We start from the raw sequence: 23,432 nt of genomic DNA, 5'->3' as shown, positions 1-23,432 counted from the left end.
TATTATAAATAGTTTGATTTTATAACAAAAAGACCGTCTGTATTAAAGATGGTCTTTTTGTATATACATTTGTTTCATTGGACTTAATTACAAATATGTATTCTGTTGCTTTTAAAAAAATGCCTTAATATCATATATAAGCGTAATACTAAAGAATAATAGATACTTTAAATTTAAAAGTAGAAGACAACAGTACCTCCCCGTTAAGAATTACAATTTAGTATTCAGTTGCAGAAAACAATTGTTCATTTTCCAATGATCATCTAAAAAATGAACCAAGTGACAAATGCAAAACGGGTTAATCATAATATTATTTAGCGTACTTTATTAAAGTTATTTAATTCAATTAGCTTTTTAGAATATTTATTGGGTATTAAGGTCTATTTAGATACTTTTTTAAACAGTTTCCCAAATTTGATCAGCGTTTAAACGAAAGCTTTTTATGTAATTAAAATTACATTCATTGGGAGCAAGTAACGAAAGAAAAGTGCTTTCGTCCTCTTTTTTGTATAGGTGATATATTTTTCCTATAGTAGGTTCAAAGCTAAATTTTGCTTCGTAAATCAGTTTGTTATATTCGTACTGTTGCATTAATTTTTCATACTCATCTTGTATTTCTTTAAATTTTGCGCTCAACTGATGATTTACTTTGCTTACTGTATTGTTTTTCCATTGCGTAATGTCATTAACTTCAATTTTAGGAGCACCGATGTTAGTAGCATACGGAGTAATTTTAGCATTATAAGCTTGCAATTCGTTGTCAAAAACAACCTGATCAGGTTTTTTACTCATATACATATTTTTTGTAAAAATACTGAAGCTTCAACTATCAAGTGTTAAAAGATGTTAATGTTAATTTTATTCGATAAGTTAAAATCAGCTTTAAAAGGTAAAATATTGCAATTATTAAGAATTTAAACGCTAAAAAAAAATTAACAACTGGAAGGAGTAGGGGATTTAGAAGCGTAGTTGTACTTGCATTTGCTTGAGCAGGTTATAATGAGCCGCTCTTTGGTCTACAAAACCATAATATAAGTTTGATTATATTATGGTTTTGTTTTTAATCACCAGCTTAATGAAATAGCGTGATTATATTTTTAACTAAATGTAAAAAATGTATTCATAAATCTCTACTTCTAAAAGGCTAAGCTTTTTAACAAACGTTAGAATATTTTAAGCAAGGTTTCTTTAATATTGTTCAGATTCATTTGGGAAGTCAACAGCTTTTACATCCTTTACATAGTTTCCTACCGCTTCAGTCATTAAATCATGTAAATTTAAATAGCGTCGTAAAAAGCGCGGATTAAATTCATGGGTCATACCCAATAAATCATGCAATACTAAAACTTGACCGTCTACGCCATTTCCTGCCCCAATACCAATAATTGGAATGGTTAATTTTGAAGCAACTTTTTTAGCTAAACTAGCAGGTACTTTTTCAAGAACAATGGCAAAACATCCTGATTTTTCTAAAAATAAGGCATCCTGAATTAGCTTTTCAGCTTCTTCCTCTTCCTTAGCGCGCACAGTATAAGTACCAAATTTGTATATGGATTGTGGAGTTAGTCCTAAATGCCCCATGACAGGAATCCCTGCATTTAATATTTTTTTTATGGAATCTTTAATTTCCTTTCCTCCTTCAAGCTTTACGGCATGTCCTCCTGATTCCTTCATTATTCTAATTGAAGAACGCAATGCTTCTTTTGGGTCACTTTGGTAGCTTCCAAAAGGGAGGTCTACTACAATTAAAGCTCGTTTAGCAGCTCTTACTACACCGCTGGCATGGTATATCATTTGATCTAAAGTAATAGGTAAAGTAGTTTCATGCCCCGCCATAACGTTTGAGGCAGAGTCACCCACTAAAATAACATCGATACCAGCATTATCTACAATTTTTGCCATAGTATAATCGTATGCGGTTAGCATTGAAATCTTTTCATCGTTGGATTTCATTTCAACTAGGCTTTTGACAGTGACTCTTTTGTATTCTTTGTTTAATGCTGACATAAAGTGGTTTTAGAGTAAAATTAAGTAAAAATATAGTCTCCACTATATTTTTAATGCGGTTAAATATTTGAGGAGGTATAAATTTTTAAAATTTAATATTGATTCGTTTTTAAAATTACTCAAATCAAAATTAGGAGTTTTTTGTTTTAACAAGAAATAAAATACAAGCATCGCTTTAGTTTCAATGTTATCTTATAGCAAAATAACCAGTTAAAAATTACATGGGAAACTCAATGCTAAAAACGGTATAAAGTTTTCAATCCTCCAAAAGATCAGGACGTTTTTCCTTTGTTCTCAAGTAAGCTTGTTCTTCGCGCCAAGCTTCAATTTTAGGGAAATTTCCTGAAGTTAATACCTCTGGAACCTTCCATCCTTTGTATTCGGCAGGTCGCGTATAAATAGGTGGTGCCAGTAAATTATCTTGAAATGAATCGGTTAGTGCACTAGTTTCATTACCTAACACACCAGGCACTAGTCTTATAATAGCATCGCATAAAATTACAGCACCAAGTTCACCGCCGGATAGGACGTAATCACCAATGGAAATTTCTTTAGTAATAAACTGATCGCGTACTCTTTGATCCACCCCTTTATAATGTCCGCAAAGTATAATAATATTTTTTTTAAGTGAAATACCGTTAGCCATGCTTTGATTTAGAGTTTCTCCATCTGGCGTCATATAAATTACTTCGTCATATATTCTTTCAGATTTTAATTTACTAATGCATTTATCAATGGGTTCAATCATCATTACCATACCTGCGCCACCTCCAAATTGGTAATCGTCAATTTGTTTGTAGTTATCGGTAACATAATCTCTTAAATTGTGAAAATGTACGTCAATTAGTCCTTTTTCAATTGAGCGCTTCATTATTGAAGCCTCAAAGGGGCTTTTCATAATTTCAGGTACAACGGTAATAATATCTATTCGCATGTTGAAATAAATTTATGCAAATATGGAAAGAAATAATTTTAGAAAACCAAAAATTAACTAAAGACCTTGCTATTTATGCTTATTAATTTCATCCTGAAGTTTTCGCATGACTACTTGTTCTCTTTCTAAAGCACGTCTTCGGTGATCTTCAAATTCTTTTTCAACATCATTTAAGGATGCTATAGCATTTTTAGTAACTGTATTGCTTCTTCTAAATTTAAAAATAAAAAAAGCAAGAAGCGCTAAAAGACCAATAAAAATTCCGCCCGTGATGGACTTGAAAGATTGCTTTGTAATTTGCTGCCCTAATACCGAAATAGAATCAATTTCAGTTGTAGCCGTTTCAAGTTTTTCATTGGTACTTGTCAATGAGGTCTTAGTAATATCAATTTGTTTTTTAAGTTCAGTAATTTTAGATTGAGCAACACTTAATTCTTTTTCAATACCTTTTAAGCTATCTAAGGTGTTTTTCTTTAAAATAATAAAACTTTGACGTTTAATGACTTTAAAATCTTTATAATTATTTGAGGATTTAAGCAACTCTTCAAATTGACCTTTTATAGTATTGTCCTTTTTTTCAAGTATTTCTTGATCAGTTTGCGCTACTGCAGAAATAATGAATGAGATAACCAAAATTATAGTGAAATGAATTCGCATTGGGTGGTTGAGTAATTTGTGTTTTATTCAGGTAACGAAAGTAAAAAAAGTTATCGTTTTTTTGATATAATACGCATTGATTTATTAATTAAGTATAAACGATTTTTAATAAAAAGAGGATATACATAATATTAGCTTAAAATAAAGCTACTTTTAATGAACAAACCTTCATTTTAGCTTAATCATATTTTTTTACACTCATAGTAGTTTGGTATATGTTTAAAACCAACAACTACATATAATGAAACAGTTAAAATTAGTAGGATTATTTAGTATTGTCTTTATGTTTTTTCAATGTGAGAAGGAGGCAATTACAGACAAAAATGAACAAGTAAATTCAGTTCAACAGATTGATGATGATCTTTTTAGTAAAACGGATTTAATTCCAGAACCTTCGGTAGAGTTAAATGAACACTTTAATTTGGGTGCTAAAATTGGTCCGGCAAATAAAAACGTGCCGTACAATAAAATATCATTTAAAGGATCGCACAATTCTTATGAGCGTAGGGAATCCATTGCTCAGCAGCTTACACATTATAAAAAAAATGGTAAAACAAGTTATAATGGAAATTGTATGGGGCTTGAATTTGATATTTGGAGACACACAAAACCAATTAAAAATGGACGAGTAGATGCTGGACTTTGGACTGTAAATCATTTAACGAATACAGGCCCAAAATTTTCAAGATACCTGAGCGAATTATTGGATTGGCATAATATAACACCAAATCACCACCCCGTTATGGTAAAATTAGATGTAAAAAGTAAAAATGGCGGATACCAAAATTTTCATGATCAGATAGATGTATATTTAAAAAATTATTTTAATGAAAGTCTAGTGTATAAACCGAGAGAAATGTTTGTAAACAATAGGGTGTCACTAGTTGAAAATATTTCAGCCTACGGATGGCCTTCAGTAAACAAATTAAGAGGTAAGTTTATTTTTGTGCTTACAGGAAATTCTGGTTGGGGAACGCGCTATTCAAAAACAAATCTGAGATCACAAAGATTATGTTTTACAATGAAGGAAATGCCTGCCGATCGGACTGATGTGTTTCCTCCTACAAAAGGAAATATTGCTATATTCAATTTTCATATTTTTTCAAAAAATACTAATAAATGGAAACAAGTAATTCCTAGGTTTGCAGCCAAAAAAATGCTTACACGCGTATATATTGCCAATTCAAGTAAAAATTTTAGTAATAGTATTATGGCAAAAGTTAATTGTATTTCAACGGATAAAATAAATAATCACAAGTGGGCAGTAGTTAATGAAAATGGAAAGTTTTTGAGTAGGTAGGATTCAATAGTTGAAATGAAGAATAGAAGATTACAGCAGGTAACCTGAATTTGCTGTTACTTTATTCAAATTTTAAATTCATAAAATATAGTAATGTTTGAAAATTATGAATAAATACTGAATCAAATAAAAGACTGCTTGAAATAGCAGTCTTTTATTTGATTCAGTATTTAAATACCTAATTAATTATGGTAAGTATTGTAATTACTTTTTTGCTTTTCTAATTGAACTGCCAAACTTTTAATAGATTCATTAATAGCAGTTTCAAAACTTTGCTTGCTGGAACTGGCAAATAATCTTGGTCCAGGAACACTCAATCGTATTCCACATTCTTTATTGGCATTATCTTCAGTATTTTCTTTTTTAAAAAAAACATCAGCTCTAATTATAAATGGATATTTTTTACCTAAAAGCGCCATTTTTTCTTCAACGTAAGATTCTAGCCTTTGACTTCCACTTACATTGGTGTATTCATAAATTATATTCATGTTGTATTTTTTATATTATTTTTTCACTATTGAATGATCTTACGGATTGCATATGGATGTGTTTGCAATAAAATATGAATGAAAAATGATGAATTTAAAATATTCCAATATTAGACTCGCAATTGATTTGTAACACCCAAAAAAAATGGTCTAGTATGGGAACGTTTGAATCTGTTTAAAGCATAATTATAAAAAATAATAACTTTTAAATAGATCTAGTATATTTTTTTAGGCAGGTTCATTAACCTCCATAGTTTTTAAAGTATCAGCAGTGCTTTTGGACCAAGCGTTCAACATCCAGCTTGATTTTTCAAGTTCTCTGATGTATGCACCAATTAGATCAATAGTACCTTCATCCGTAGCTTCATCGGCGTTTTTTACCACTTTTCTCATTTGTGACAATAATGTGCCATGATCACCTAATAGAATTTCAACCATTTCTTTATCTGAAATAAGACTATCAGATTCTTGTATTTTTGCAATTTGTAAATACTCGCTATACTTACTAATTGGGTGATATTGTAAAGTTAAAATACGTTCTGCAATTTCATCAATCTTGGTGCGTGCATCTCCGTATAAATCTTCAAATTTTTCATGTAAATCAAAAAAGTTTTTTCCAATAATATTCCAATGGAAATTTCGTAGTTTTTGATAATACATATGATATTCAGCTAAAAGTATATTTAATTCTGAAACTACAGGAATTAATTTTTCGTTATTCATGTTCAAATAATTCATTTATTTAAATTTTTGAGTTAATAATAATGTAAGTAATTTTCTGATCATATTTAATCCATGAAATTATTGGATCTTTTTTTATTGATAATCAGTTTCATAAAAATGAAAATTAAAAGAATTAATAAGTTCATTTTCTGTTTAATACAAAATTACTAGAGTGGTACCTTCTTGCTTTGCTCTTATGAAATGGATATGTTCTCAAACAAAAAATGAGTTTTTTGCGTAAAATGATAGCATGCCGAAAAAACTGAATAGTAGCGTCCTAATAATAGTAATTTAGTATACTTTGAAAATTATTTGGTGTTTTCGGCAATAAAACTTTTCTTAATTGGTATTATATTCTTATAAGAGTTAATGAAACTATTTTTTGAACTATCTATGCGATTAATGTGTTGTTAACTTTGTCGCAGATGGAAATAACTCACATCAATCAAATGGGTTACTATTTAAAATAAATTTTCATGGAAACATATACAGAAAAAGTAGGTAATAAATTAAATGATTTATTGATACGTACATATGATGCAAAGAAAGGTTATGAAAATGCAGCTGAAAATGTTGATAATTTAGCCTTAAAATCTTTTTTTGAGAGAAAATCAACAGAAAGGGAAATGTTTACAGACCAATTAAAAACTGTGATTGGTACTTTTGAACAAAACCCCACGGACACTGATGGATCGGTTAGCGGCACAATGCACAGAGCTTGGATGGATTTAAAGTCGATTGTTAGTTCCAATAATAGTGAAGCAATTTTGGAAGAAGCAATACGTGGAGAAGAAAAAGCTATTGAAGACTATAAAGAAGTTTTAAATGAAATTTCATTAACCTCAGAGGCTAAAGAAATTATTGATAGCCAGTTATCGGTAATTAAAACAAGTTTAGATACTGTTAAAACATTGGATGATCTCCATTAAGCTTAAAGTTTAAATATATAATAAAAAATTATTTCAAGCAGTAAGTCGGCACTTTTATAAATTGTTGACTTATCTGCTTATAACTTACATTTAAAGTTTAAGCGAAATAAAAGTAATCTTTATAATATGCATTTGTGATTTTAGTGTTAATAACACCTAGGTATGAAATATAAATTTTCAAATACAGCTAATAAGGAAAGTTTAGAAGATTTTGTTGGTCTGCCTTTAAAATATCCTAAAATATATACAACAAAACCACTGATTAGTAGTTTTGAAGAGAATATCATGCCTGTGATTACTTCAAATTCTGCCGAAGCTATTGATTATGGTATATGGGGACTGTTACCTGAAAATTATTTGGGGGATTGGGGGGTGTTTCAAAGTATTTTGGATACCTTAACAGTTACTCCCGAGTTTAAAAAAAATAATGTATTTTTCAAACAATCTACCTCAGTTAAACGCTGCGTCATATTAGTAACAGGTTTTTTTGTTTCTCATTTACACAATGGATTAATTTATCCATATTATATTTTTGCTAAAAAAAACAAACCATTATATCTAGCGGGGTACTACAATAAGTTAGCTGATGGTTTTATTACATTTAGTATTGCTCTTGGAACCGTGGATCCGCGAATTAAAAAAATTCAAAATTTAAGTAACTTTTCCCCACGAGTATTAAGTGAATATGAAAAATTCGTATGGTTATCAGAAGATTCGGACACAAAGGTTTGTAATAATTTATTAGAAAATAACACAACAATAAAATTAAATTTTCATTCCATAGCAAAAGATTTATACACTATGGGTATTTCTTATTCCACTATGTTGGAACCGGTTGTTTATGATAATATTCCTAAAAAATAGTGTATAGGTTATGTAGATGCAGAATCGTCGTTATTAATATCTTCTCTTACCGTCCTTTGAATAATACTGTTTTGGTGTAATACCATATTTCTTTTTAAATAATTTTGAAAAATAACTGCGAGAATTTATACCAACTTGATAAGTAATTTAGGTAATGTTCATACCTGAGGTTTCAATAAGTTCCTTCGCTTTCTCAATTCTGTAGTTTCTTATGTAATCATTAACTGATAACTCAAACAATGCTTTGAATCCTTGCTGCAACGTATTGGAACTTAATCCTACCTCGTTGGCAAGTTTGGCAACATTACTAATGTCAGATAACTCTTTTTTAATTATTTTAGTGGCTTTTTTAATACTTTTAATCGTAGATTGTCTTAATATTTTTTGCTTTTCAGGCTCGCTCAAATTACCTAAATATTGTTTAAGCGTAAGCACTAAAATTTCTTGAGCTTTACTTTCTAAAAATACGTTCCGCATAAAACCTTCTAATTCGCAATCGGTGAATTCATTTATTAATTCAGCAATTTGTATGCTGTATTGCGATTTATGATAAAATTGATTCACACCATTTACATCCCTAAATAGTGTAACCAAATCATCATCCATGTCGGGTATAAATTTCTCTATACTTTTTTCAAATTTTTTTCTATTAATTTCTAAACTAAAAATACATATAGGTTCATTTTCAGGAATTATAAACTCATGGACATTAATCTGATTAGATGAGGTAATGGCACACTCTAAACGTTTAATTTCATGTACTTCATTTTGACCATCAAATTTGTGTTTAAATGTTGTTTGTCTGTTAAACACAAATTTAAGCGGATGCACAATTCCTTTTTTTAGTTTAAAGTGGAAAGGTTCGTTTATCAATTAATCATAATCAACTACACCAATTCCATTATCAAACTCAGTGGTTTTAATATATCCTTTACCTACTTCCTTGGGAACACGGACGCAAAATTCATTTTTATCGCTTTCTGGTTCAATTGAAAACTGTTTAGCGGTATCTAACACTATATCGTTAAAGCTATAGTCTCCAACAATAATGGATTTGTTCATTTCAGTAAATTGATGTTTGATAATGTCAAATATAACACATCAACAATTCTTAAAGAAAATGAATGACCTGAAATTTTTATTGAGCAAATCAATTTAGTGTATCAGCAAAGTTAAAATATACTATATAGAGATATTTGTATTAGAAATTTAAACGATAGGTTTAAATAATAATTTAAAACAATGAATTATGTTAAGTTGGACAATCACATTTATAATATTAGCACTTATAGCTGGAGTATTAGGTTTTGGAGGTATAGCGGCAGGAGCAGCTTCAATAGCTAAAATTTGCTTCTTTTTATTTTTAATTTTATTTGTAGTATCCTTAATTAGGGGACGACGTGTATAGTAATAGTATATTGTTATGAAAATAAATACTAGTTAATGGGCATCCAATTTGGATGTCCATTTATTTTTGTACCAATTAAAAATAGAACACGATTGAATTAAATTTAGAATAAACTGATTTCCAATGCTTAATTATGTTAAGGTTAAAAAAAACAATTTTTCTTACAAAGATTGAGCATAAATCTTCTAATTAAGCTTTATTTCGCTTAGGTTTGTTAAAAGTGTTGCAATTTTTAGTCAATAATTTTAAGTTAACAGTATGCTTTGGATTCTAGGAATATTACATTTTTTGATAGCCATTGCCGCGGCTATTACAATTATATTATTTGGAGCAAGGCCAACCCGTTCTTTTAGTTGGTTATTGTTGGTCATTTTTTTACCTTTTTTAGGCGCTATACTTTATATTTTGCTAGGAATTAACAGACAAAAATTTAAATTTTTTCAGTTAAAGGAAACTACAAAACGAAAGCTTTATAATAAAAACTTTGACAAAAATGTAGTAGGAGAATCGGAGGTTGATTTTAAATCGGTTAATAAACAACGCCTGGCATATTTAATTGAAAATACCACTCATTTTAAGGTGTTAGCAAATAATTCAGTAAAATTACTAGACAATGGATCAAACGCCTACAGCATAATTTTTGAAGAAATAAAAAAAGCAAAAAGCTTTATACACTTACAATATTTTATTTTTGAACAAGGAGAAATACTAACTAAATTATGCAGTTTGCTTGCCGATAAGTTAGCTGAAGGTGTAAAAGTTCGATTGATTTATGATGCCTTTGGCAGTTATACAGCAAAAAAAATAGAATTAAAAAAGTTAAAATCCTTAGGAGCTAGTGTATACCCCGTAATGCCGCTAAAGTACGGAAGTTTTTTATTTACTATCAATTACAGAAACCACCGCAAAAGCATCATTATTGATGGCACTATTGGATTTGCAGGTGGTATGAATATATCAGACAAGTATATAAAAAAAGGCGATGAATTAGGGATTTGGAATGATATGCATTTGCAATTGCAAGGTCCTATTGTTAATAGTTTACACAGAGTATTTATAAAAGATTACTTTTTTGCCAGTAACGAGGATTTATTGCACGGAAATACGTATTTGCCAAAACAACAAAAAGCAGGCAAATCGACAATACAATTAGTTGCTAGTGGTCCTGATTCCGAACAATTATCCGTACTGCAACAGTATTTAATGCTAATTAACGTGGCGCAAAAAAGTATTTGTATTACAAACCCTTATTTTATTCCTAATCAAGCACTATTACAAGCTATAAAAATTGCGGCTCTTAGTGGCGTTCATGTACGGATATTGGTTCCACAAAAAACAGATTCTAAAATGGCTACTTTTAGTATGTTTTCTTATTTTGAAGAATTATTGCAAGCTGGAGTGGAAATTTACCTCCAAATTGGCAAATTTTCTCATAGCAAAGTTATTGTAGTAGATAAGGAGGTTGCTTCGGTAGGATCAGGTAATTTCGACCATCGTAGTTTTGAGCATAATTACGAAACCAATATGCTTATTTATGATAAATCGGTAGCTCAAAATTTGGACGATTTGTTTAATGATGATTCTAAATCCTGCAAAAAATTAGCATTGGATACTTTTAAAGAGCGACCATTAACTCAACGATTGTTGGAAGGTAGCGCTCGTTTTTTTAGTCCGCTACTTTAAAGTATTGCTTCAATTTAATAAAGTATGCACCGTTTTTGCGATTGTAAATAAGCAAGCTTCTTCTTTATTTGAGCAAAATTAAACTACAGTATATATTGATCTTTGTATGAGAAGTTAAGAATTAATTTCTATTAACCTTAAAACTTTAAATTATGAGCAATAACACAAACACAGGATTAGGTTTATTAGCAGGTACAGCAATTGGAGCAATACTTGGAATTTTATTTGCGCCTGATAAAGGAATCAATACACGTCAAGCAATTAAGGAAGGTGCTAATGAAGCACAAAAAAAATTAGCTACTGAAACTACTGTTTTGAAAAATAAAATGATGGATGAGGCAGGAGTAATCAGAAACAATTTGGCTGATACCCTTAGTACAAAAAAGTTGACATTGGAAGAACAACTGGAAGGTATCGTTAGTGATGCAAGTTACAAGGCTGATGATTTAATAGTTTCTTTAGAAAGTAAATTAGCTAAGTTAAAAGCAAAAAATAAAAAATTACAAAAAACTGTGTAATTCTATTTTTAACTGAAACTTTTTTACCTATGAGCATTTTAAATTCCATAAATACAGCATCCAAACAAGCCATTTCAAGCAGCGAAGATTATATTGAAGCCACTCAGGATTATCTGGAATTAAAGGTATTTCAACAAATATCTTTATCGTTTTCCTTTTTAATAAAAATACTACTTATAGGCGGATTGTGTTTTGTGGGAGCTACATTTTTAATGATTGCAGGTATTTTAAAGTTAGCCACATATATTGGGGACACTAGCCTTGCTCTAATGTATTCATCGTTAATAGTATTTGGTATTAGCTTAATTCTTTATTTGTTAAGAAAAAAACTAATTGATAGCGCAATTGTAAAAAAGTTGGGCAAAACCTTTTTTCAAAAATAAAAAATTGTAATATGTATCAGGATTTTGAACAAATAGAAAACGAATTAAAAGTTTTAAAATTAAAAAGACAAATTGCTATTGAAGAACTTAAAGCAGTAAAAACTGTCGCTGCCAATAATTTAGATCCAAAAGTGTGGCTGCAACCACTCATTGCCACAACTACCCGCAAATTTGGTCTGTACTATTTATTGAAAAAGTTTTTGTAGTTTCACCTTGCAATCAATACTCAAGCTTAAATATAGAATAATATCCAAATTATTAGCAAAGGTGTTTTAATAGAATTTACAACTAAATTTTTATTTGGAACATACTAAAAACAAATCATATAATCACATTATAGATTTACCTATAGTGTGATAAAATATAAATTTAAAACCTTTTAAAAAAGCTGCATTTTCAATGCGGCTTTTTTTGTTTTAAAACTAATAAACAATAGCTGTAATTTTGATTATAGTTTTGAAGTATCAAGCGAAAAAAATTATTTGGATGGAAAATTAGACCTGTTAACAGGTAACTCAAATACTTTAATAACTAATCTACAATTAAAGAGTCCGTAAATATTGAGTTTGATATAAAAAAAAGCACCTTTAATTAACAAAGGTGCTTTTTGATAGAATACCATTATTTTGACGAACGATTTTTTTGCTTTTCAATAATTGTTTCGGAATTAATTTTAATTTCTCTTGAAGTTAAATTTGGATTGCCATATTTTGGTTTATTCTCATTTAATTTGTCTTTAGGTTTAAATCTTCTTTCCATAATTTTAAAATTTAAGTTCTTATTTAACTACAAAACAATTTATAATCATATTGCTTTTTTCAATCCTACTCATCATAGGGTAATAAAACTGGCTACAAATTTTTAAATTCTGAAACATTGAAACTACTTATTTGATGAAATATTTAAGCCATTAATGATTTGTAAATTCAATCAAAAATTTATAAATCACGACTACTTAAATCAATGAGTTCGATAATCGTTAATACCAATTGGAATAATGCCAATACCAAATTGAGTATCAAAAAAACCATTAAAATGATCATAAGTTTTTTTTGTATTTACATAAAATTACATTGATTTTACCGCAGACTTTAGCTTAAAAACTAAATACCTGAACCCAAACAATTGTTAGTATTTCGAAAACTATTAACGTATTGTAATTACAGTAAATACAATTGTTTTGTTGCGCTTACGCAGAAATTAAAAAAGTATATTGATATATTCGTTGTGCATTTAGAAACTTAAATTTTTAAAATGTCAGTTCGAGTGCTTTTGAGGCACGAAAAAGTGTATTAAGAACTATTTCTAAGTCAAAATTCTTATTCTCGATACGATTTTTTTCCATTTTATTCTAAAAAATCACTCGAATTGGCAGAATTTTGCTCCAAATGCACAACGGGTATTGATTTATTTTAAAAAGGTTTTAAGCAAAGTCAGTAGCAAATTTTAATTTGAAAAAACTATGAAAATCTGTTTTTTTTAACTGATTTTAATACAATTGAATTGAACAAGCTTTACTTAAAGTGGATTTGATTTTTATTTAACAAATGTACTATTTTGGTTTTACGGATACCGTTAGGAAAAGAATTGAAACGACACCATTTCAGTACTATAGCTCAGTAATTTTATAGTAAGTAACAATAGTGTTACAGGAACTTAAAATTATAAAAAAATGAATTTACAGCACAAGAATGTAGCAATAGTAGCCACAGACGGATTTGAAAAATCAGAATTGTTTGAGCCCTTAGAAGCTTTAAAAGAAGAAGGAGCTACCGTACATATTATTTCTACCCAATTAGGGGAAATTAAAAGTTGGTCAGGCGAAAACTGGGGCGAAGCTATTAAAGTAGATAAATTAATTGAAGATGTTAATGAAGACGATTATCACGCACTTGTATTACCTGGTGGAGTAGCTAATCCTGATTTATTGAGAACAAATGATACAGTACTGGAATTTGTTCGTGCATTTTTTGAAAGTGGAAAACCTGTAGCGGCCATTTGTCACGCACCATGGCTTTTAATTAGTGCAGGTGTTATCGAAAATAGAGAAGTTACCTCATATCATTCAATTAAGGATGATGTTGTTAATGCAGGAGCAAAATGGATAGATAAATCTGTGGTTGTCGATAGTGGTTTGGTTACTAGTAGAAAACCAGCTGATTTACCTGATTTTATTTCTAAAGTAATTGAAGAAATTAAGGAAGGAAAGCATGAAGAACAAGTGGTTGAAGCCTAATTAATCTCTCAAATTATATGCTTAGGAAGCCAAACACAGCTAGGGCGCTGCAGACAGCCATCGGAAGTAGCACCAGCGTATGTATTTTTGGTACGTCAAGATGCTACGTATATTACAGGACAAATGATTTACATTAATGGGGGAGTCGTAGTTAATGGCTAATTAATTTTAGTCAGTTTTGTTTACGTCAGCATAAATTTTAGATAATTAAAAAAGTGTCAATTTTTAAAGGTTGACACTTTTTTAATTACCTATACTAGTTTAAGTTTAATTTGACTTGCCCATGAAAATTTTAAAAAAATAAAAATGAATATGCTAAATTTTAAATACAGTAATTGTAAGTAATCACCCCACTTTTACATCCATTTTCCAGTGGGTACCATTATTAGTGGTTCTTTTTATTATTCCTTCCAATTGAAGTACTAATGAATTGATGATTTTTAACCCTAATGAATTTGTTTTAGCTTCAGTTTTTGAAGAATCAAACCCGATACCATTATCACTAATTTCAATAGACAATCGATTTTCACTTTTAGGTTCAATTGCCACTTTTAAGGTTGGATTTTCAATATCAACATAAGCATATTTTAAGGCATTTATAATAATTTCATTTACAATCAAGGCCAAAGGAATGGCGGAATCAATATTTATACTTACATCTTTAATATCAAATTCAGGTTCAAAATTAGCGTTAAAACCATGGAATAGTCCCAAAATAAGTTCCGAAATGTATTCTTTTACATGGATTCGGGTGTCTACGCCTTCCTGATACAATTTTCGGTGAACTAAGGATAAAGCCTCTACACGTTGTTTTCCTGTAATGATAGCTTCTTGTGCAGGATGTCCGGATAATTTATTACTCTGTAAGCTTAATAGGCTCGATATCATTTGTAAATTATTTTTCACACGATGATTTAGCTCTTTTAATAATAAAGCTTTTTCTTGTTCTTTTCTGGTAATTTCTTCTTTTTGGGTGGCAAGTAATTGATTTTTTCTTTTTATATTGAGGTTACCTCGGTATAGTAAATAGGATAAAAGGAGTAATAATGAGATACCAATTCCTAGTGAAAACACCCATTTTTTTTGAGTTTTATTAATGGTGCTTAACAATCCAATTTCTGTTTCCCGTTTTTCAATCTCGTAGCTCGCTTTGAGCTGTTCAATTTTTTTAATATTCTCCTTGTTTACCAAACTATCCTGGTAAATTTGAAACAACTTTTGATACTTAAAGGCTTTATCAAATTGTTGATTTTCCTCGTATAAATTGGTTAACATTTCGCTGAAATCTCTCAATTGCTCTTTCAAGCCAGCTTGTTTAGCCATATCGTAGGCTTTTAGTATTTTTTTTTCAGCTAAAGCAGAGTTATTTTCCTTTTGTTCAATTAAACCTAGTTCAGCTATATACACTGAGGTGGAGTAGGGATCATCTAGTTTTTTTAAAATTTCAAGGGCTTTATTGAGGTTTTGTTTTGCCAATGCTAGGTTGTTTTCAAAGTTATAAACCATACCTAAATTTCCCAAGGAATAACTTTCTATAATATCATCTTTAAGCAGTTTGTTACTGTTTAAAACATATTTAAAACAAATTTTAGCACTATCTATATTCCCTTTATTACGATAAGTTTCACCTAGATTAAGAGTGATATTAGCATCTAAAAATTTGTTTTTATTTAGGTAATATTTTTTCGCTTTCAAAAAAAAACTAATAGCTGCATTGTAATCTTTATTTACAAGATAACTTGAAGCAATGAGGGTATAACAAATTGCTTGATCTTTTTCTAAATTTAAAATTTTATAATATTCCAGCGCTTTGAATGCTGCATTCAAAGACAGTTCAATATTTCCTATACTTCTTTGATTATGACAAATTTCTTCTAGGGCTTCAGCTTGTAATTTAAGATCATTAATTTCTGAGGCTATTTTCAAAGATTTATTAGCATAATTGAGCTGATTCTTCGGGTTAGGATGATAAATAGCCAAGTCTAGTAAAGTTTTAGCCTGTTTTTTTTTCGGTAAATTATTATCACTCAAAATAGTCAATAAGCTATCAACTCTTTTATTTTGCGCAAACATTATAAAAGAGTTGATAATAAAGTATGTCAATATGTACTTTAGCTTATTTCTAATAATATTATTAATTTTTGTAATTTATCTTTCTCTACGAATTCTAATTATAGGATCAATACTAAAACAATAAGTAGTTCCGTTAGCAGCTAAGGTAAAAATAGCGGTAAATGAAAAAAATGAATTGGTTAAAACTCCTCTTGTTTTTTTATTTAAATTGATACTACAAAGATTATTTTTATTATTGGTAATACATAATTTTCGGTTCTCTATTTTGATATTATTATCAGAGCATTCAAAAACTTCATCGTAAATGGCATTAATATTTGATTCTGGCAGAATAATATCTTTTTTTGATACATTTTCTAAATAAACGCAAGTTAGTGTAGGTGTTGGTCCAGCGCCATTATTGGAAATTTCAAATTTAATTTTGTCTGTGGTTTCGGGTATTTTAGTAATGCAATCTAACTCGGCAAAACTGTCCGCTTTAATAGGTTCCGTAAAACAACCTCTACCTAAATTACAAGTCTGCAAAATTTCGATTAAGCTGTTAGTGTCAACTTTAATGTTAATTGTATCCATATTATATAGTGTTAATTAAGTTACATGCTGATAAAATAAAAATGGGGAAAACAATTGTGTAAAGCGGTAAAATTATACAATGGGGGAATTTATGTTTATGACGTAAAACTATAAAAAATAATCAGCTTTACAATTTGCTACCGTTTCTGATTTTAAATACTTAAAATAAAAATTGAAAATTTTCTGTTCAGGCAGGATAAAAACATAAGTGTAGTATAGTTAAGGAACAAGTATCAAAAAAAAATCATTATACAGGTCGATAGCTTATTATTTATCGGGTTTTTGATGATGGTTAAAAACCCTTGTCAAAAATCGTTAAATAAAGTTCAGTTGTAAAATTGTAATGAGTTAACATTATCCAGCAAATGCTAATTATTGCAGAAATACTATTCCAGCAATACAGTTCACTTTAAAATTTAGTGCGTTCACTAAAGAAAAATAGCCATTTACTCATTTGAGTTTGGTGCAAGGAATATATTTACCATATTTGATAAGCAATAAAGGCGTTTTTGTAGTTTTATTGTTGGCTACAGAAATTTTAAATTTTGTGTTATCAGTTCTTATTTAGATTACAGTAAATTGACTTAGTAATTTTTAGATGGGGTTAAAACTAAAAATACTTTTATAGGTATTATTTATTTGGGGGAATAAATAAAATTTTTACAAACGTATTCTATTTAGGAACTGGTATATTTTTATATATACTACTTGTAATATTTTTTGATAATTTGAACTACTGGTTTTTGTTGTGGTGTAAATCGGGTATTTTCAGCATTTATTGGAGTTAAATGCCATTTCCATAAAAAGCCACCAGCTATCCAGTTTTTATTCCAAAAATTTTCATATAAAGCTTCATAAGCATTCATTTGGGCTTTGGAGTTAAAAATTTCTTTTCCATCCGTGTTCCAATGTCCGGCAGTGGAGTAATCACAGCTTTTATAACCGTATTCGGTAAATAAAATAGGCTTATTGTAAGTGCTACTAAAATGTTGCAAGTTTTTAGTTATCGGTTGCCATAATTTAGTAAGTTCAGTAACAGTAGGGGTTTTATTTTTTGACAAGGGGAAGTACACGTCAATACCAATGTAATCCAGCTCATTCCAAAAAGTAACATTTTCATAATTATCCCAATTTGCAGCATAGGTTAATTTTCCAGTATATACTGACTTAATTTTTTGAATTAGGTTACACCAAAATTGAGGTCGTTGTTTCACAACATTTCTAAATTCAGTAGCAATACAAAGCAGTTCAACTTTGCTGCGCTGTGCTATTTTAGCGTAGGATAGGATGTAATCCGTATAGTGTTTTTCAAAAATTAGCCAATCGGATTCACTTTTCAACATAAAGTCTCCAGCCCAGCCATCACCTTTTACCCAAATATGAGGTTTTAACATCACCTTTAGCTTTTCATTTTTAGCATACTCAATAAGTTGCGATGTACCTTCAAATTTTTCGCCCCACCACTGAAAATTTGTATTAAAATATACTTGGGGTGTATGTCCTTTTGTAAAAGCATATGGTATGACAGCTACCCAATTCGCATTTATTTGCTTAACTGAAGCTACTGTTTTTTGAGCCACTAATGTGGGCGGCGAAACTAAATTGGCTCCATTAATCTTTTTTAATTGTAAAGAATTTGTTTGCGCGTATGCAAATGCGATACTTACAAATGGCAACAGGTATTTAAAAATACAGATTAGTTTAATTTTATTCAGCAACATTCCAGGTTTTAATTTCTGACATAGGGAACGGTATTAAATTTGCAATTTTTTTAGTGTGTGCCAACTTAATTCCAGTTTTTGAAACTTTCCAATCTTCCCAGGTAGCAGGTAAGCCTTTAATTGGAATAATTGACACCCACATTTTAAATGCAGTGGGTATATAATTTTGATTGACAAACCACTGGTAAGTATCTCCAGGAGTGGAGCCGCCGCTTTTATAGGTAATTAGTAAGGATGCATTTTCAGCTGATGTAGCGGGAATAAAGCGCTTTTCGACGCTATTGTCCATTATTTTGAACGGCGCTACTAACCAAAAAGAATCATTGTTAAATAGTTTTTCAGCTTTTGCAATAATTTCTTTTTTTCCTTTTCAGAAGTGTCTTTGGGTCGTAAAATATTACTTTTACTCGGGTTGTCCTGATCAAATATCAATTTTGTATTTTCCCAACTTATGGTAACGCTTTTACTTTTTTTGTTCCAAACGTAAGTAACTCCATTTGCTTTCCAGCTCAAATAATTAGTGTTTTTATAAGCGTCATAATTTAAGGCTTCTAAAATTTTATTAGCCAATTGTTCCGCTTGTATACCTTGCTTTCCTTTTGGAATTGGAGTATTGTATTTGAGGTAGGCAATTAAAAAAATAGCTGCTAAAATTGTAAAAATTGCAGCAGCTATAATTGAGATTATTTTAAATATTTTTTTCATTGTAATTGATTGTAATAATCTAATGAAGCTATAAGTAAGTTTTCAGGAACTTCGCAATTAAATTTAGCTTCGCCAATTTTATTTAAAAGTACAAATAAAACTTTTCCACCTACATTTTTCTTATCAAAAATTAACAAATCAATAATCGCTTGGTAGTCTTCTTTTTCAATAGATACTTTTGGGTATATGTTCATAAAAACGGTAGCTACTTCAAGCAAATCAGTTTCGCTTAAACCTAGTATCTCTTTTGCTAAAAAAGCTTCGGTAATCATGCCTATAGCAATAGCTTCGCCGTGTAAAAGCGTCTGTTTTTCAGGATGGGTTAAAAAATAAGATTCAATAGCATGTCCTAATGTATGACCAAAATTAAGGTACTTTCTAATATTTTGTTCCGTAGGATCAACAAGTACGATATCATTTTTAATTATTACGGATTCGTGGATTAACGTATCTAAATCAGTCGTTGTCAATGCTTCGATTTTTGATAAGCGCCTCCAGTAATTAGCGTCTTTAATTAATCCATGTTTTAACATTTCAGCAAAACCGCTTCTAAGTTCATTGCCAGATAATGTTTTTAAATAAGCAGTGTCCACCAACACCATTTCTGATTCGCTGATAACACCAACCATATTTTTCAAATTTCCTAAGTCAACTCCAGTTTTTCCGCCCACCGAGGCGTCTACCATAGCTAGTAGCGTAGTAGGTATGTTTATATAGGAAATCCCTCTTTTAAAAGTACATGCTATAAACCCCCCTAAATCAGTAACTACACCACCACCTAAATTGATCAATAAACTTTTTCGGTCTGCCCCAAGTTCAGATAATGCATTCCAAACACCACTACAGGTTTCAATATTTTTATTGATTTCACCAGCTTCTATCTCAATAATTTCAATGGGAAGGTCAATGGCTAAATTTCCCATAAATCTGGCCAAACAATTTTCATGCGTATTCGTATCTACTAAAACAAACATGCTACTATGGTTGGTATTTGCTAAGTAATTATTTAATTGTTGGTAAGCTTCTTCATTAAAATAAACAACAGAATCTTTTGATTTTATGGCTTGCATAGGGTTTGTAATTTGAAGTGGCAAATTTAATTAGAATTAGGTAATTTGGTGGTTTCAATGTGTGTTATTTTTGCCTGTTTATTACAGTTTTCAACCAACAATGCAACAGATTTATTTTTTATAACTCCATCAATATGGTATAGTTTACACGAATCTAATTTGGTATTACTTTTTGAAAAATTAACACTACCTGAATTTAGAATTTTAGAAATAGCCGCTGTATCTAACTTAGCCGCATTTAATTGTTCCAAACTTTGAGGAGTAAACTGGCGTTCTTTAATCCGAATATTTTTTAATACCCTAGCAGTTGGACTATAGTCGCAAGAAGTTTTTTTTCCTGCTAAAAAAAATATTAAAAAAAATATACCAATAATTAAACCACCACTAAAGTAGCCCAAGCGTTGTCCAAAAGTCATATATAACTATCTAAAAAACCAATAAATTTATATCGCGATAGCTTAAGTCAAACCATTCAGCTACAGCCTTATTAGTAAGTACTCCGTGGTATGAATACACCCCATTTTTAAGGCCTTTATCATTACGGATAGCGTGTTCCAATCCACCAACTTCACCAATATTCAGCAAATATGGGCTAAAAATATTACTTATGGAAACGGATGATGTTTTTGCGTAGCGCGAAGGTATATTAGGAACACAATAGTGTATTACCCCATTGCGCGTAAAGGTAGGTTTTTTATGCGATGTTACTTCTGAAGTTTCAAAACACCCGCCCATGTCAATACTTACATCAATCACCACAGCCCCTTTTTTCATATGCGTAGTCATGGCTTCGGATACCAGTATGGGAGATCGGTCTTTCCCGCGAACGGCTCCAATAACCACATCACAGCGTTTGAGTGATTTTAATAGGTGCTTGTGTTGTATGGTGGAGGTATGCATTGGTCTTCCAATATTGTTTTGAATTGTCCGTAATTTATTAATAGAGCTATCAAAAATTTTAATATTAGCCCCTAAACCTAAGGCAGCCCTTGCGGCAAATTCTCCAACTGTGCCAGCACCAAGTATAATTACTTCAACAGGTGGAACTCCTGTAATATTGCCCATCATGAGTCCACTTCCGTCGTTAACGTTACTCATAATTTCAGAAGCGATCAAAATGGAAGCAGTACCTGCAATTTCACTCAATGAACGAATTGCAGGATAAGTGCCGTCATCGTCTTTTATAAATTCAAAGGCTAAGGCAGTGATTTTCTTTTTTTCAATAGTTTGAAAATATTGACGATCCAGAGTTTTAAGCTGCAAAGCAGATAATAAAACTGCTTGTGGCTTAATCATTTTTAGTTCGTCCAATGAAGGGGGCTCCACCTTTAAAATTATTGGACATCCAAATACCTTAGCAGTATCCTGAGTTATGGTTGCTCCAGCTTCGCTGTATTCTTTATCCTCAAAACTGGCTAATTTACCAGCTCCAGCTTCCATTAAAATTTTATGTCCGTTGGAAACTAAGGCATTTACAGCATCTGGAGTTAGGCATACTCTGTTTTCTAAAGGTTGACTTTCTTTGGGTATGCCAATGAATAAATCTCCTTTACGATTTTCAATTTCTAATTTTTCTACCTGAGGAATAAGTTCATGACTCGAAAAAGGTGTTAATGAAGATTCCATGTAATGTTTAACTTTTACTAAATTTATTGTTGATATTATTGGGGTAATTAGTTCTTTTAAAAATACAACTATTATTCATATCACAATGATGACAAAATTAATTATAGCTAATTTGTGCTTTAAAATCAGTATTTTAAGAAATACTCAATCAATTATTTAGTAAAAAAGGGCATTTTAACAACTTTTGCAGGAATTTTTTTATTTCTTATCAGAATATAAATTTCAGTAGTTGCTTTACTGAATTTGGCATCAACATAGCCCATTCCAATAGCTTTTTCCAAACTTGGAGCCATGGTTCCGGAGGTTACCTTTCCAATAATGTCACCTTCTAATGACATAATTTCATAATCTTTACGGGGAATACCACGATCCAATAGTTCAAAGCCAACTAGTTTTTTTGTTACACCTTGCTCTTTTTGATTTTTTAAATAAGAAGCATTTATAAAATCTTTATCAAACTTGGTAATCCAGCTCAAACCAGCTTCTATAGTAGATGTTTTGTCATCAATATCGTTTCCGTAAAGGCAAAATCCCATTTCCAATCTTAGGGTATCTCGCGCTGCTAAGCCAGCTGGTTCAATGTTGAAATCAGCACCTGCTTTGAAAATGGCATCCCATATTTGTTCAACTTCGGTGTTTTTACAATAAATTTCAAATCCACCACTGCCAGTATACCCTGTGGCTGAAATTATTACATGCTCTATGCCAGCAAAATCTCCAATTTTAAAATGATAATAAGGGATGTCAGCCAAATTAACATTAGTAAGTTCTTGCATAGCAGGAATGGCTTTTGGTCCTTGAATAGCAAGCAAGGAATAAGCGTCGGAAATATTTCTTAGTTCAGCATTTTCGGAATTATGTTTCAAAATCCAATTAAAATCCTTTTCAATATTTGCTGCATTTACCACAAGTAGGTAGGTGTCATTTTTAATTCGATACACTAACAAATCGTCAATAATACCACCAGTTTCATTAGGCATGCAACTGTATTGCGCTTGTCCAATAGTTAATTTTTCAACGTTATTACTTGTAATTTTTTGTAATAATGCTAAGGCATTAGGCCCCGAAACTAAAAATTCTCCCATATGGGAAACGTCAAAAACTCCAACATGTGATCTTACAATTTGGTGTTCATGCTTAACTCCTTTATAGGATACGGGCATATTAAAACCTGCAAAAGGTACCATTTTAGCACCTAAAGAAATGTGTTTTTGAGTAAGTGGTGTGTTTTTCATAAATTAATTGATAAGCTGTTTCCTGCTGCGGTTTATGTTTTTTATTTAATGAGCGTTAGCTCATGTAGTTTCCAATGCCTAGAAGCTTATTTTAGTGATTCTTTCTTTACAAAATAACACGGTAGCTTGGGCTACGCTTATGTTGTGTAATGCTTGTAAATAATAATTATTTTTATTGAGTAATTTAAAATTAGTACCAGTATAATTTGAACAGCTAATAATCTTCAATAATTAATAGATGTAAAACAAATTTACTTTTTTATGCTGCGTTATGAAACAAAAAAGCCCGCAAAAGCGGG

The 23,432-nt window shown here is 30.4% G+C and carries 29 protein-coding genes; 10 read left to right on the top strand and 19 right to left on the bottom strand.

Going from position 1 to position 23,432, the window contains the following annotated elements:
• Positions 1 to 396 precede the first annotated feature (396 nt).
• From GMC_RS0108995 to GMC_RS0108980, 4 genes are all read right to left on the bottom strand, one after another.
• Positions 397 to 792, bottom strand: a complete 396-nt coding sequence (locus GMC_RS0108995) for a DUF2452 domain-containing protein (protein WP_010521814.1) — start codon at positions 790 to 792, stop codon at positions 397 to 399.
• A gap of 396 nt (positions 793 to 1,188) precedes the next feature.
• Positions 1,189 to 2,007, bottom strand: a complete 819-nt coding sequence (gene panB, locus GMC_RS0108990) for a 3-methyl-2-oxobutanoate hydroxymethyltransferase (RefSeq protein WP_010521813.1) — start codon at positions 2,005 to 2,007, stop codon at positions 1,189 to 1,191.
• 256 nt (positions 2,008 to 2,263) lie between these two features.
• Complete coding sequence (gene trmD, locus GMC_RS0108985) at positions 2,264 to 2,941, bottom strand: tRNA (guanosine(37)-N1)-methyltransferase TrmD (RefSeq protein ID WP_010521812.1); 678 nt, start codon at positions 2,939 to 2,941, stop codon at positions 2,264 to 2,266.
• A 69-nt stretch (positions 2,942 to 3,010) separates the two neighbouring features.
• Positions 3,011 to 3,598, bottom strand: a complete 588-nt coding sequence (locus tag GMC_RS0108980; RefSeq protein ID WP_010521811.1) for a kinetochore Spc7 family protein — start codon at positions 3,596 to 3,598, stop codon at positions 3,011 to 3,013.
• A 241-nt stretch (positions 3,599 to 3,839) separates the two neighbouring features.
• On the opposite strand from GMC_RS0108980, the gene GMC_RS0108975 reads away from it, so the two are divergent.
• Positions 3,840 to 4,898: a Ca2+-dependent phosphoinositide-specific phospholipase C gene (locus GMC_RS0108975; RefSeq protein WP_010521810.1), complete on the top strand. Its 1,059-nt coding sequence runs from the start codon at positions 3,840 to 3,842 to the stop codon at positions 4,896 to 4,898.
• A 182-nt stretch (positions 4,899 to 5,080) separates the two neighbouring features.
• Here GMC_RS0108975 and hpf read toward each other — a convergent pair whose 3' ends face one another.
• Together hpf and GMC_RS0108965 are read right to left on the bottom strand one after the other, a co-directional pair.
• Positions 5,081 to 5,386 carry a ribosome hibernation-promoting factor, HPF/YfiA family gene (gene hpf, locus GMC_RS0108970; protein ID WP_010521809.1) on the bottom strand — a complete coding sequence of 102 codons (306 nt, stop codon included), beginning with the start codon at positions 5,384 to 5,386 and terminating at the stop codon, positions 5,081 to 5,083.
• 228 nt (positions 5,387 to 5,614) lie between these two features.
• Positions 5,615 to 6,124, bottom strand: a complete 510-nt coding sequence (locus tag GMC_RS0108965) for a Dps family protein (RefSeq protein WP_010521808.1) — start codon at positions 6,122 to 6,124, stop codon at positions 5,615 to 5,617.
• 461 nt (positions 6,125 to 6,585) lie between these two features.
• Here GMC_RS0108965 and GMC_RS0108960 point away from each other — a divergent pair, with 461 nt between their 5' ends.
• Positions 6,586 to 7,038, top strand: coding sequence for a ferritin-like domain-containing protein (locus tag GMC_RS0108960; RefSeq protein WP_010521807.1), 453 nt, complete (start codon positions 6,586 to 6,588; stop codon positions 7,036 to 7,038).
• Between the two features lie 162 nt (positions 7,039 to 7,200).
• Positions 7,201 to 7,902 carry an SOS response-associated peptidase family protein gene (locus tag GMC_RS0108955; protein WP_010521806.1) on the top strand — a complete coding sequence of 234 codons (702 nt, stop codon included), beginning with the start codon at positions 7,201 to 7,203 and terminating at the stop codon, positions 7,900 to 7,902.
• Between the two features lie 33 nt (positions 7,903 to 7,935).
• Here GMC_RS0108955 and GMC_RS22205 read toward each other — a convergent pair whose 3' ends face one another.
• Genes GMC_RS22205 through GMC_RS22200 form a run of 3 tightly spaced genes read right to left on the bottom strand, consistent with a single transcriptional unit; the run spans position 7,936 to position 8,964 of the window.
• On the bottom strand, positions 7,936 to 8,049 hold the full coding sequence (locus tag GMC_RS22205) for a helix-turn-helix domain-containing protein (protein WP_438829880.1): 114 nt from the start codon (positions 8,047 to 8,049) through the stop codon (positions 7,936 to 7,938).
• Entirely contained in the window at positions 8,050 to 8,733 is a 684-nt protein-coding gene (locus GMC_RS19545) for a helix-turn-helix domain-containing protein (protein WP_010521805.1), read from the bottom strand.
• 42 nt (positions 8,734 to 8,775) lie between these two features.
• Entirely contained in the window at positions 8,776 to 8,964 is a 189-nt protein-coding gene (locus tag GMC_RS22200) for a hypothetical protein (RefSeq protein ID WP_010521804.1), read from the bottom strand.
• A 187-nt stretch (positions 8,965 to 9,151) separates the two neighbouring features.
• Here GMC_RS22200 and GMC_RS21240 point away from each other — a divergent pair, with 187 nt between their 5' ends.
• From GMC_RS21240 to GMC_RS0108925, 5 genes are all read left to right on the top strand, one after another.
• Complete coding sequence (locus GMC_RS21240; protein ID WP_010521803.1) at positions 9,152 to 9,310, top strand: DUF1328 domain-containing protein; 159 nt, start codon at positions 9,152 to 9,154, stop codon at positions 9,308 to 9,310.
• Between the two features lie 258 nt (positions 9,311 to 9,568).
• Positions 9,569 to 10,993, top strand: a complete 1,425-nt coding sequence (gene cls, locus GMC_RS0108940; RefSeq protein ID WP_010521802.1) for a cardiolipin synthase — start codon at positions 9,569 to 9,571, stop codon at positions 10,991 to 10,993.
• A gap of 152 nt (positions 10,994 to 11,145) precedes the next feature.
• Positions 11,146 to 11,511, top strand: a complete 366-nt coding sequence (locus GMC_RS0108935) for a YtxH domain-containing protein (protein WP_010521801.1) — start codon at positions 11,146 to 11,148, stop codon at positions 11,509 to 11,511.
• Positions 11,512 to 11,540: 29 nt separating this feature from the next.
• Positions 11,541 to 11,894 (top strand): hypothetical protein, encoded by a 354-nt coding sequence (locus tag GMC_RS0108930; RefSeq protein ID WP_010521800.1) that lies wholly within the window; start codon positions 11,541 to 11,543, stop codon positions 11,892 to 11,894.
• Between the two features lie 11 nt (positions 11,895 to 11,905).
• Complete coding sequence (locus GMC_RS0108925) at positions 11,906 to 12,100, top strand: hypothetical protein (RefSeq protein WP_010521799.1); 195 nt, start codon at positions 11,906 to 11,908, stop codon at positions 12,098 to 12,100.
• Positions 12,101 to 12,515: 415 nt separating this feature from the next.
• On the opposite strand, the gene GMC_RS21675 is transcribed toward GMC_RS0108925, so the two are convergent.
• Positions 12,516 to 12,653 carry a hypothetical protein gene (locus GMC_RS21675; protein WP_157998154.1) on the bottom strand — a complete coding sequence of 46 codons (138 nt, stop codon included), beginning with the start codon at positions 12,651 to 12,653 and terminating at the stop codon, positions 12,516 to 12,518.
• Between the two features lie 913 nt (positions 12,654 to 13,566).
• On the opposite strand from GMC_RS21675, the gene GMC_RS0108915 reads away from it, so the two are divergent.
• Complete coding sequence (locus tag GMC_RS0108915) at positions 13,567 to 14,130, top strand: type 1 glutamine amidotransferase domain-containing protein (RefSeq protein ID WP_010521798.1); 564 nt, start codon at positions 13,567 to 13,569, stop codon at positions 14,128 to 14,130.
• 3 nt (positions 14,131 to 14,133) lie between these two features.
• Entirely contained in the window at positions 14,134 to 14,292 is a 159-nt protein-coding gene (locus GMC_RS21235) for an SDR family oxidoreductase (protein ID WP_094766279.1), read from the top strand.
• Between the two features lie 183 nt (positions 14,293 to 14,475).
• Here the strand turns inward: GMC_RS21235 and GMC_RS0108910 are convergent, their stop codons facing one another.
• From GMC_RS0108910 to gcvT, 9 genes are all read right to left on the bottom strand, one after another.
• The gene (locus GMC_RS0108910) at positions 14,476 to 16,203 is read right to left on the bottom strand and encodes a tetratricopeptide repeat-containing sensor histidine kinase (RefSeq protein WP_010521797.1); all 1,728 of its coding nucleotides are present in this window, start codon (positions 16,201 to 16,203) and stop codon (positions 14,476 to 14,478) included.
• A gap of 75 nt (positions 16,204 to 16,278) precedes the next feature.
• Entirely contained in the window at positions 16,279 to 16,776 is a 498-nt protein-coding gene (locus GMC_RS0108905; protein WP_010521796.1) for a hypothetical protein, read from the bottom strand.
• Positions 16,777 to 17,480: 704 nt separating this feature from the next.
• Positions 17,481 to 18,497, bottom strand: a complete 1,017-nt coding sequence (locus GMC_RS0108900) for a glycoside hydrolase family 113 (RefSeq protein ID WP_010521795.1) — start codon at positions 18,495 to 18,497, stop codon at positions 17,481 to 17,483.
• Entirely contained in the window at positions 18,484 to 18,786 is a 303-nt protein-coding gene (locus GMC_RS20655) for a hypothetical protein (protein WP_050813302.1), read from the bottom strand. The genes GMC_RS0108900 and GMC_RS20655 overlap by 14 nt, the downstream gene beginning before the upstream one ends.
• A gap of 17 nt (positions 18,787 to 18,803) precedes the next feature.
• Positions 18,804 to 19,202 (bottom strand): hypothetical protein, encoded by a 399-nt coding sequence (locus GMC_RS20650; protein WP_050813301.1) that lies wholly within the window; start codon positions 19,200 to 19,202, stop codon positions 18,804 to 18,806.
• Positions 19,199 to 20,272 (bottom strand): 3-dehydroquinate synthase, encoded by a 1,074-nt coding sequence (gene aroB / locus GMC_RS0108890; protein WP_029489689.1) that lies wholly within the window; start codon positions 20,270 to 20,272, stop codon positions 19,199 to 19,201. Before aroB ends, GMC_RS20650 begins: the two co-directional genes overlap by 4 nt.
• Before the next feature lie 26 nt (positions 20,273 to 20,298).
• A complete protein-coding gene (locus GMC_RS0108885) occupies positions 20,299 to 20,688 on the bottom strand; it encodes a hypothetical protein (protein WP_010521793.1) in 390 nt (129 codons plus the stop codon).
• 10 nt (positions 20,689 to 20,698) lie between these two features.
• Positions 20,699 to 21,898: an alanine dehydrogenase gene (locus tag GMC_RS0108880; RefSeq protein ID WP_010521792.1), complete on the bottom strand. Its 1,200-nt coding sequence runs from the start codon at positions 21,896 to 21,898 to the stop codon at positions 20,699 to 20,701.
• Between the two features lie 152 nt (positions 21,899 to 22,050).
• Complete coding sequence (gcvT, locus tag GMC_RS0108875) at positions 22,051 to 23,133, bottom strand: glycine cleavage system aminomethyltransferase GcvT (RefSeq protein ID WP_010521791.1); 1,083 nt, start codon at positions 23,131 to 23,133, stop codon at positions 22,051 to 22,053.
• Positions 23,134 to 23,432: the final 299 nt, after the last annotated feature.

The sequence above is a fragment of the Aquimarina agarivorans genome, from assembly GCF_000218485.1.
In the GTDB taxonomy this organism is placed as follows: Bacteria; Bacteroidota; Bacteroidia; order Flavobacteriales; family Flavobacteriaceae; genus Aquimarina; species Aquimarina agarivorans.
Note: the sequence above shows the minus strand (reverse complement) of the source record. Positions and strands in the feature narration are given on the sequence as shown.

Bases quoted from the DNA above. Each gene is read 5' to 3' on its own strand.
- GMC_RS0108995 (WP_010521814.1), bottom strand. From the start codon at position 792: ATGAGTAAAAAACCTGATCAGGTTGTTTTTGACAACGAATTGCAAGCT.
- panB (WP_010521813.1), bottom strand. From the start codon at position 2,007: ATGTCAGCATTAAACAAAGAATACAAAAGAGTCACTGTCAAAAGCCTA.
- trmD (WP_010521812.1), bottom strand. From the start codon at position 2,941: ATGCGAATAGATATTATTACCGTTGTACCTGAAATTATGAAAAGCCCC.
- GMC_RS0108980 (WP_010521811.1), bottom strand. From the start codon at position 3,598: ATGCGAATTCATTTCACTATAATTTTGGTTATCTCATTCATTATTTCT.
- GMC_RS0108975 (WP_010521810.1), top strand. From the start codon at position 3,840: ATGAAACAGTTAAAATTAGTAGGATTATTTAGTATTGTCTTTATGTTT.
- hpf (WP_010521809.1), bottom strand. From the start codon at position 5,386: ATGAATATAATTTATGAATACACCAATGTAAGTGGAAGTCAAAGGCTA.
- GMC_RS0108965 (WP_010521808.1), bottom strand. From the start codon at position 6,124: ATGAATTATTTGAACATGAATAACGAAAAATTAATTCCTGTAGTTTCA.
- GMC_RS0108960 (WP_010521807.1), top strand. From the start codon at position 6,586: ATGGAAACATATACAGAAAAAGTAGGTAATAAATTAAATGATTTATTG.
- GMC_RS0108955 (WP_010521806.1), top strand. From the start codon at position 7,201: ATGAAATATAAATTTTCAAATACAGCTAATAAGGAAAGTTTAGAAGAT.
- GMC_RS22200 (WP_010521804.1), bottom strand. From the start codon at position 8,964: ATGAACAAATCCATTATTGTTGGAGACTATAGCTTTAACGATATAGTG.
- GMC_RS21240 (WP_010521803.1), top strand. From the start codon at position 9,152: ATGTTAAGTTGGACAATCACATTTATAATATTAGCACTTATAGCTGGA.
- cls (WP_010521802.1), top strand. From the start codon at position 9,569: ATGCTTTGGATTCTAGGAATATTACATTTTTTGATAGCCATTGCCGCG.
- GMC_RS0108935 (WP_010521801.1), top strand. From the start codon at position 11,146: ATGAGCAATAACACAAACACAGGATTAGGTTTATTAGCAGGTACAGCA.
- GMC_RS0108930 (WP_010521800.1), top strand. From the start codon at position 11,541: ATGAGCATTTTAAATTCCATAAATACAGCATCCAAACAAGCCATTTCA.
- GMC_RS0108925 (WP_010521799.1), top strand. From the start codon at position 11,906: ATGTATCAGGATTTTGAACAAATAGAAAACGAATTAAAAGTTTTAAAA.
- GMC_RS21675 (WP_157998154.1), bottom strand. From the start codon at position 12,653: ATGGAAAGAAGATTTAAACCTAAAGACAAATTAAATGAGAATAAACCA.
- GMC_RS0108915 (WP_010521798.1), top strand. From the start codon at position 13,567: ATGAATTTACAGCACAAGAATGTAGCAATAGTAGCCACAGACGGATTT.
- GMC_RS0108910 (WP_010521797.1), bottom strand. From the start codon at position 16,203: ATGTTTGCGCAAAATAAAAGAGTTGATAGCTTATTGACTATTTTGAGT.
- GMC_RS0108905 (WP_010521796.1), bottom strand. From the start codon at position 16,776: ATGGATACAATTAACATTAAAGTTGACACTAACAGCTTAATCGAAATT.
- GMC_RS0108900 (WP_010521795.1), bottom strand. From the start codon at position 18,497: ATGTTGCTGAATAAAATTAAACTAATCTGTATTTTTAAATACCTGTTG.
- GMC_RS20655 (WP_050813302.1), bottom strand. From the start codon at position 18,786: ATGGACAATAGCGTCGAAAAGCGCTTTATTCCCGCTACATCAGCTGAA.
- GMC_RS20650 (WP_050813301.1), bottom strand. From the start codon at position 19,202: ATGAAAAAAATATTTAAAATAATCTCAATTATAGCTGCTGCAATTTTT.
- aroB (WP_029489689.1), bottom strand. From the start codon at position 20,272: ATGCAAGCCATAAAATCAAAAGATTCTGTTGTTTATTTTAATGAAGAA.
- GMC_RS0108885 (WP_010521793.1), bottom strand. From the start codon at position 20,688: ATGACTTTTGGACAACGCTTGGGCTACTTTAGTGGTGGTTTAATTATT.
- GMC_RS0108880 (WP_010521792.1), bottom strand. From the start codon at position 21,898: ATGGAATCTTCATTAACACCTTTTTCGAGTCATGAACTTATTCCTCAG.
- gcvT (WP_010521791.1), bottom strand. From the start codon at position 23,133: ATGAAAAACACACCACTTACTCAAAAACACATTTCTTTAGGTGCTAAA.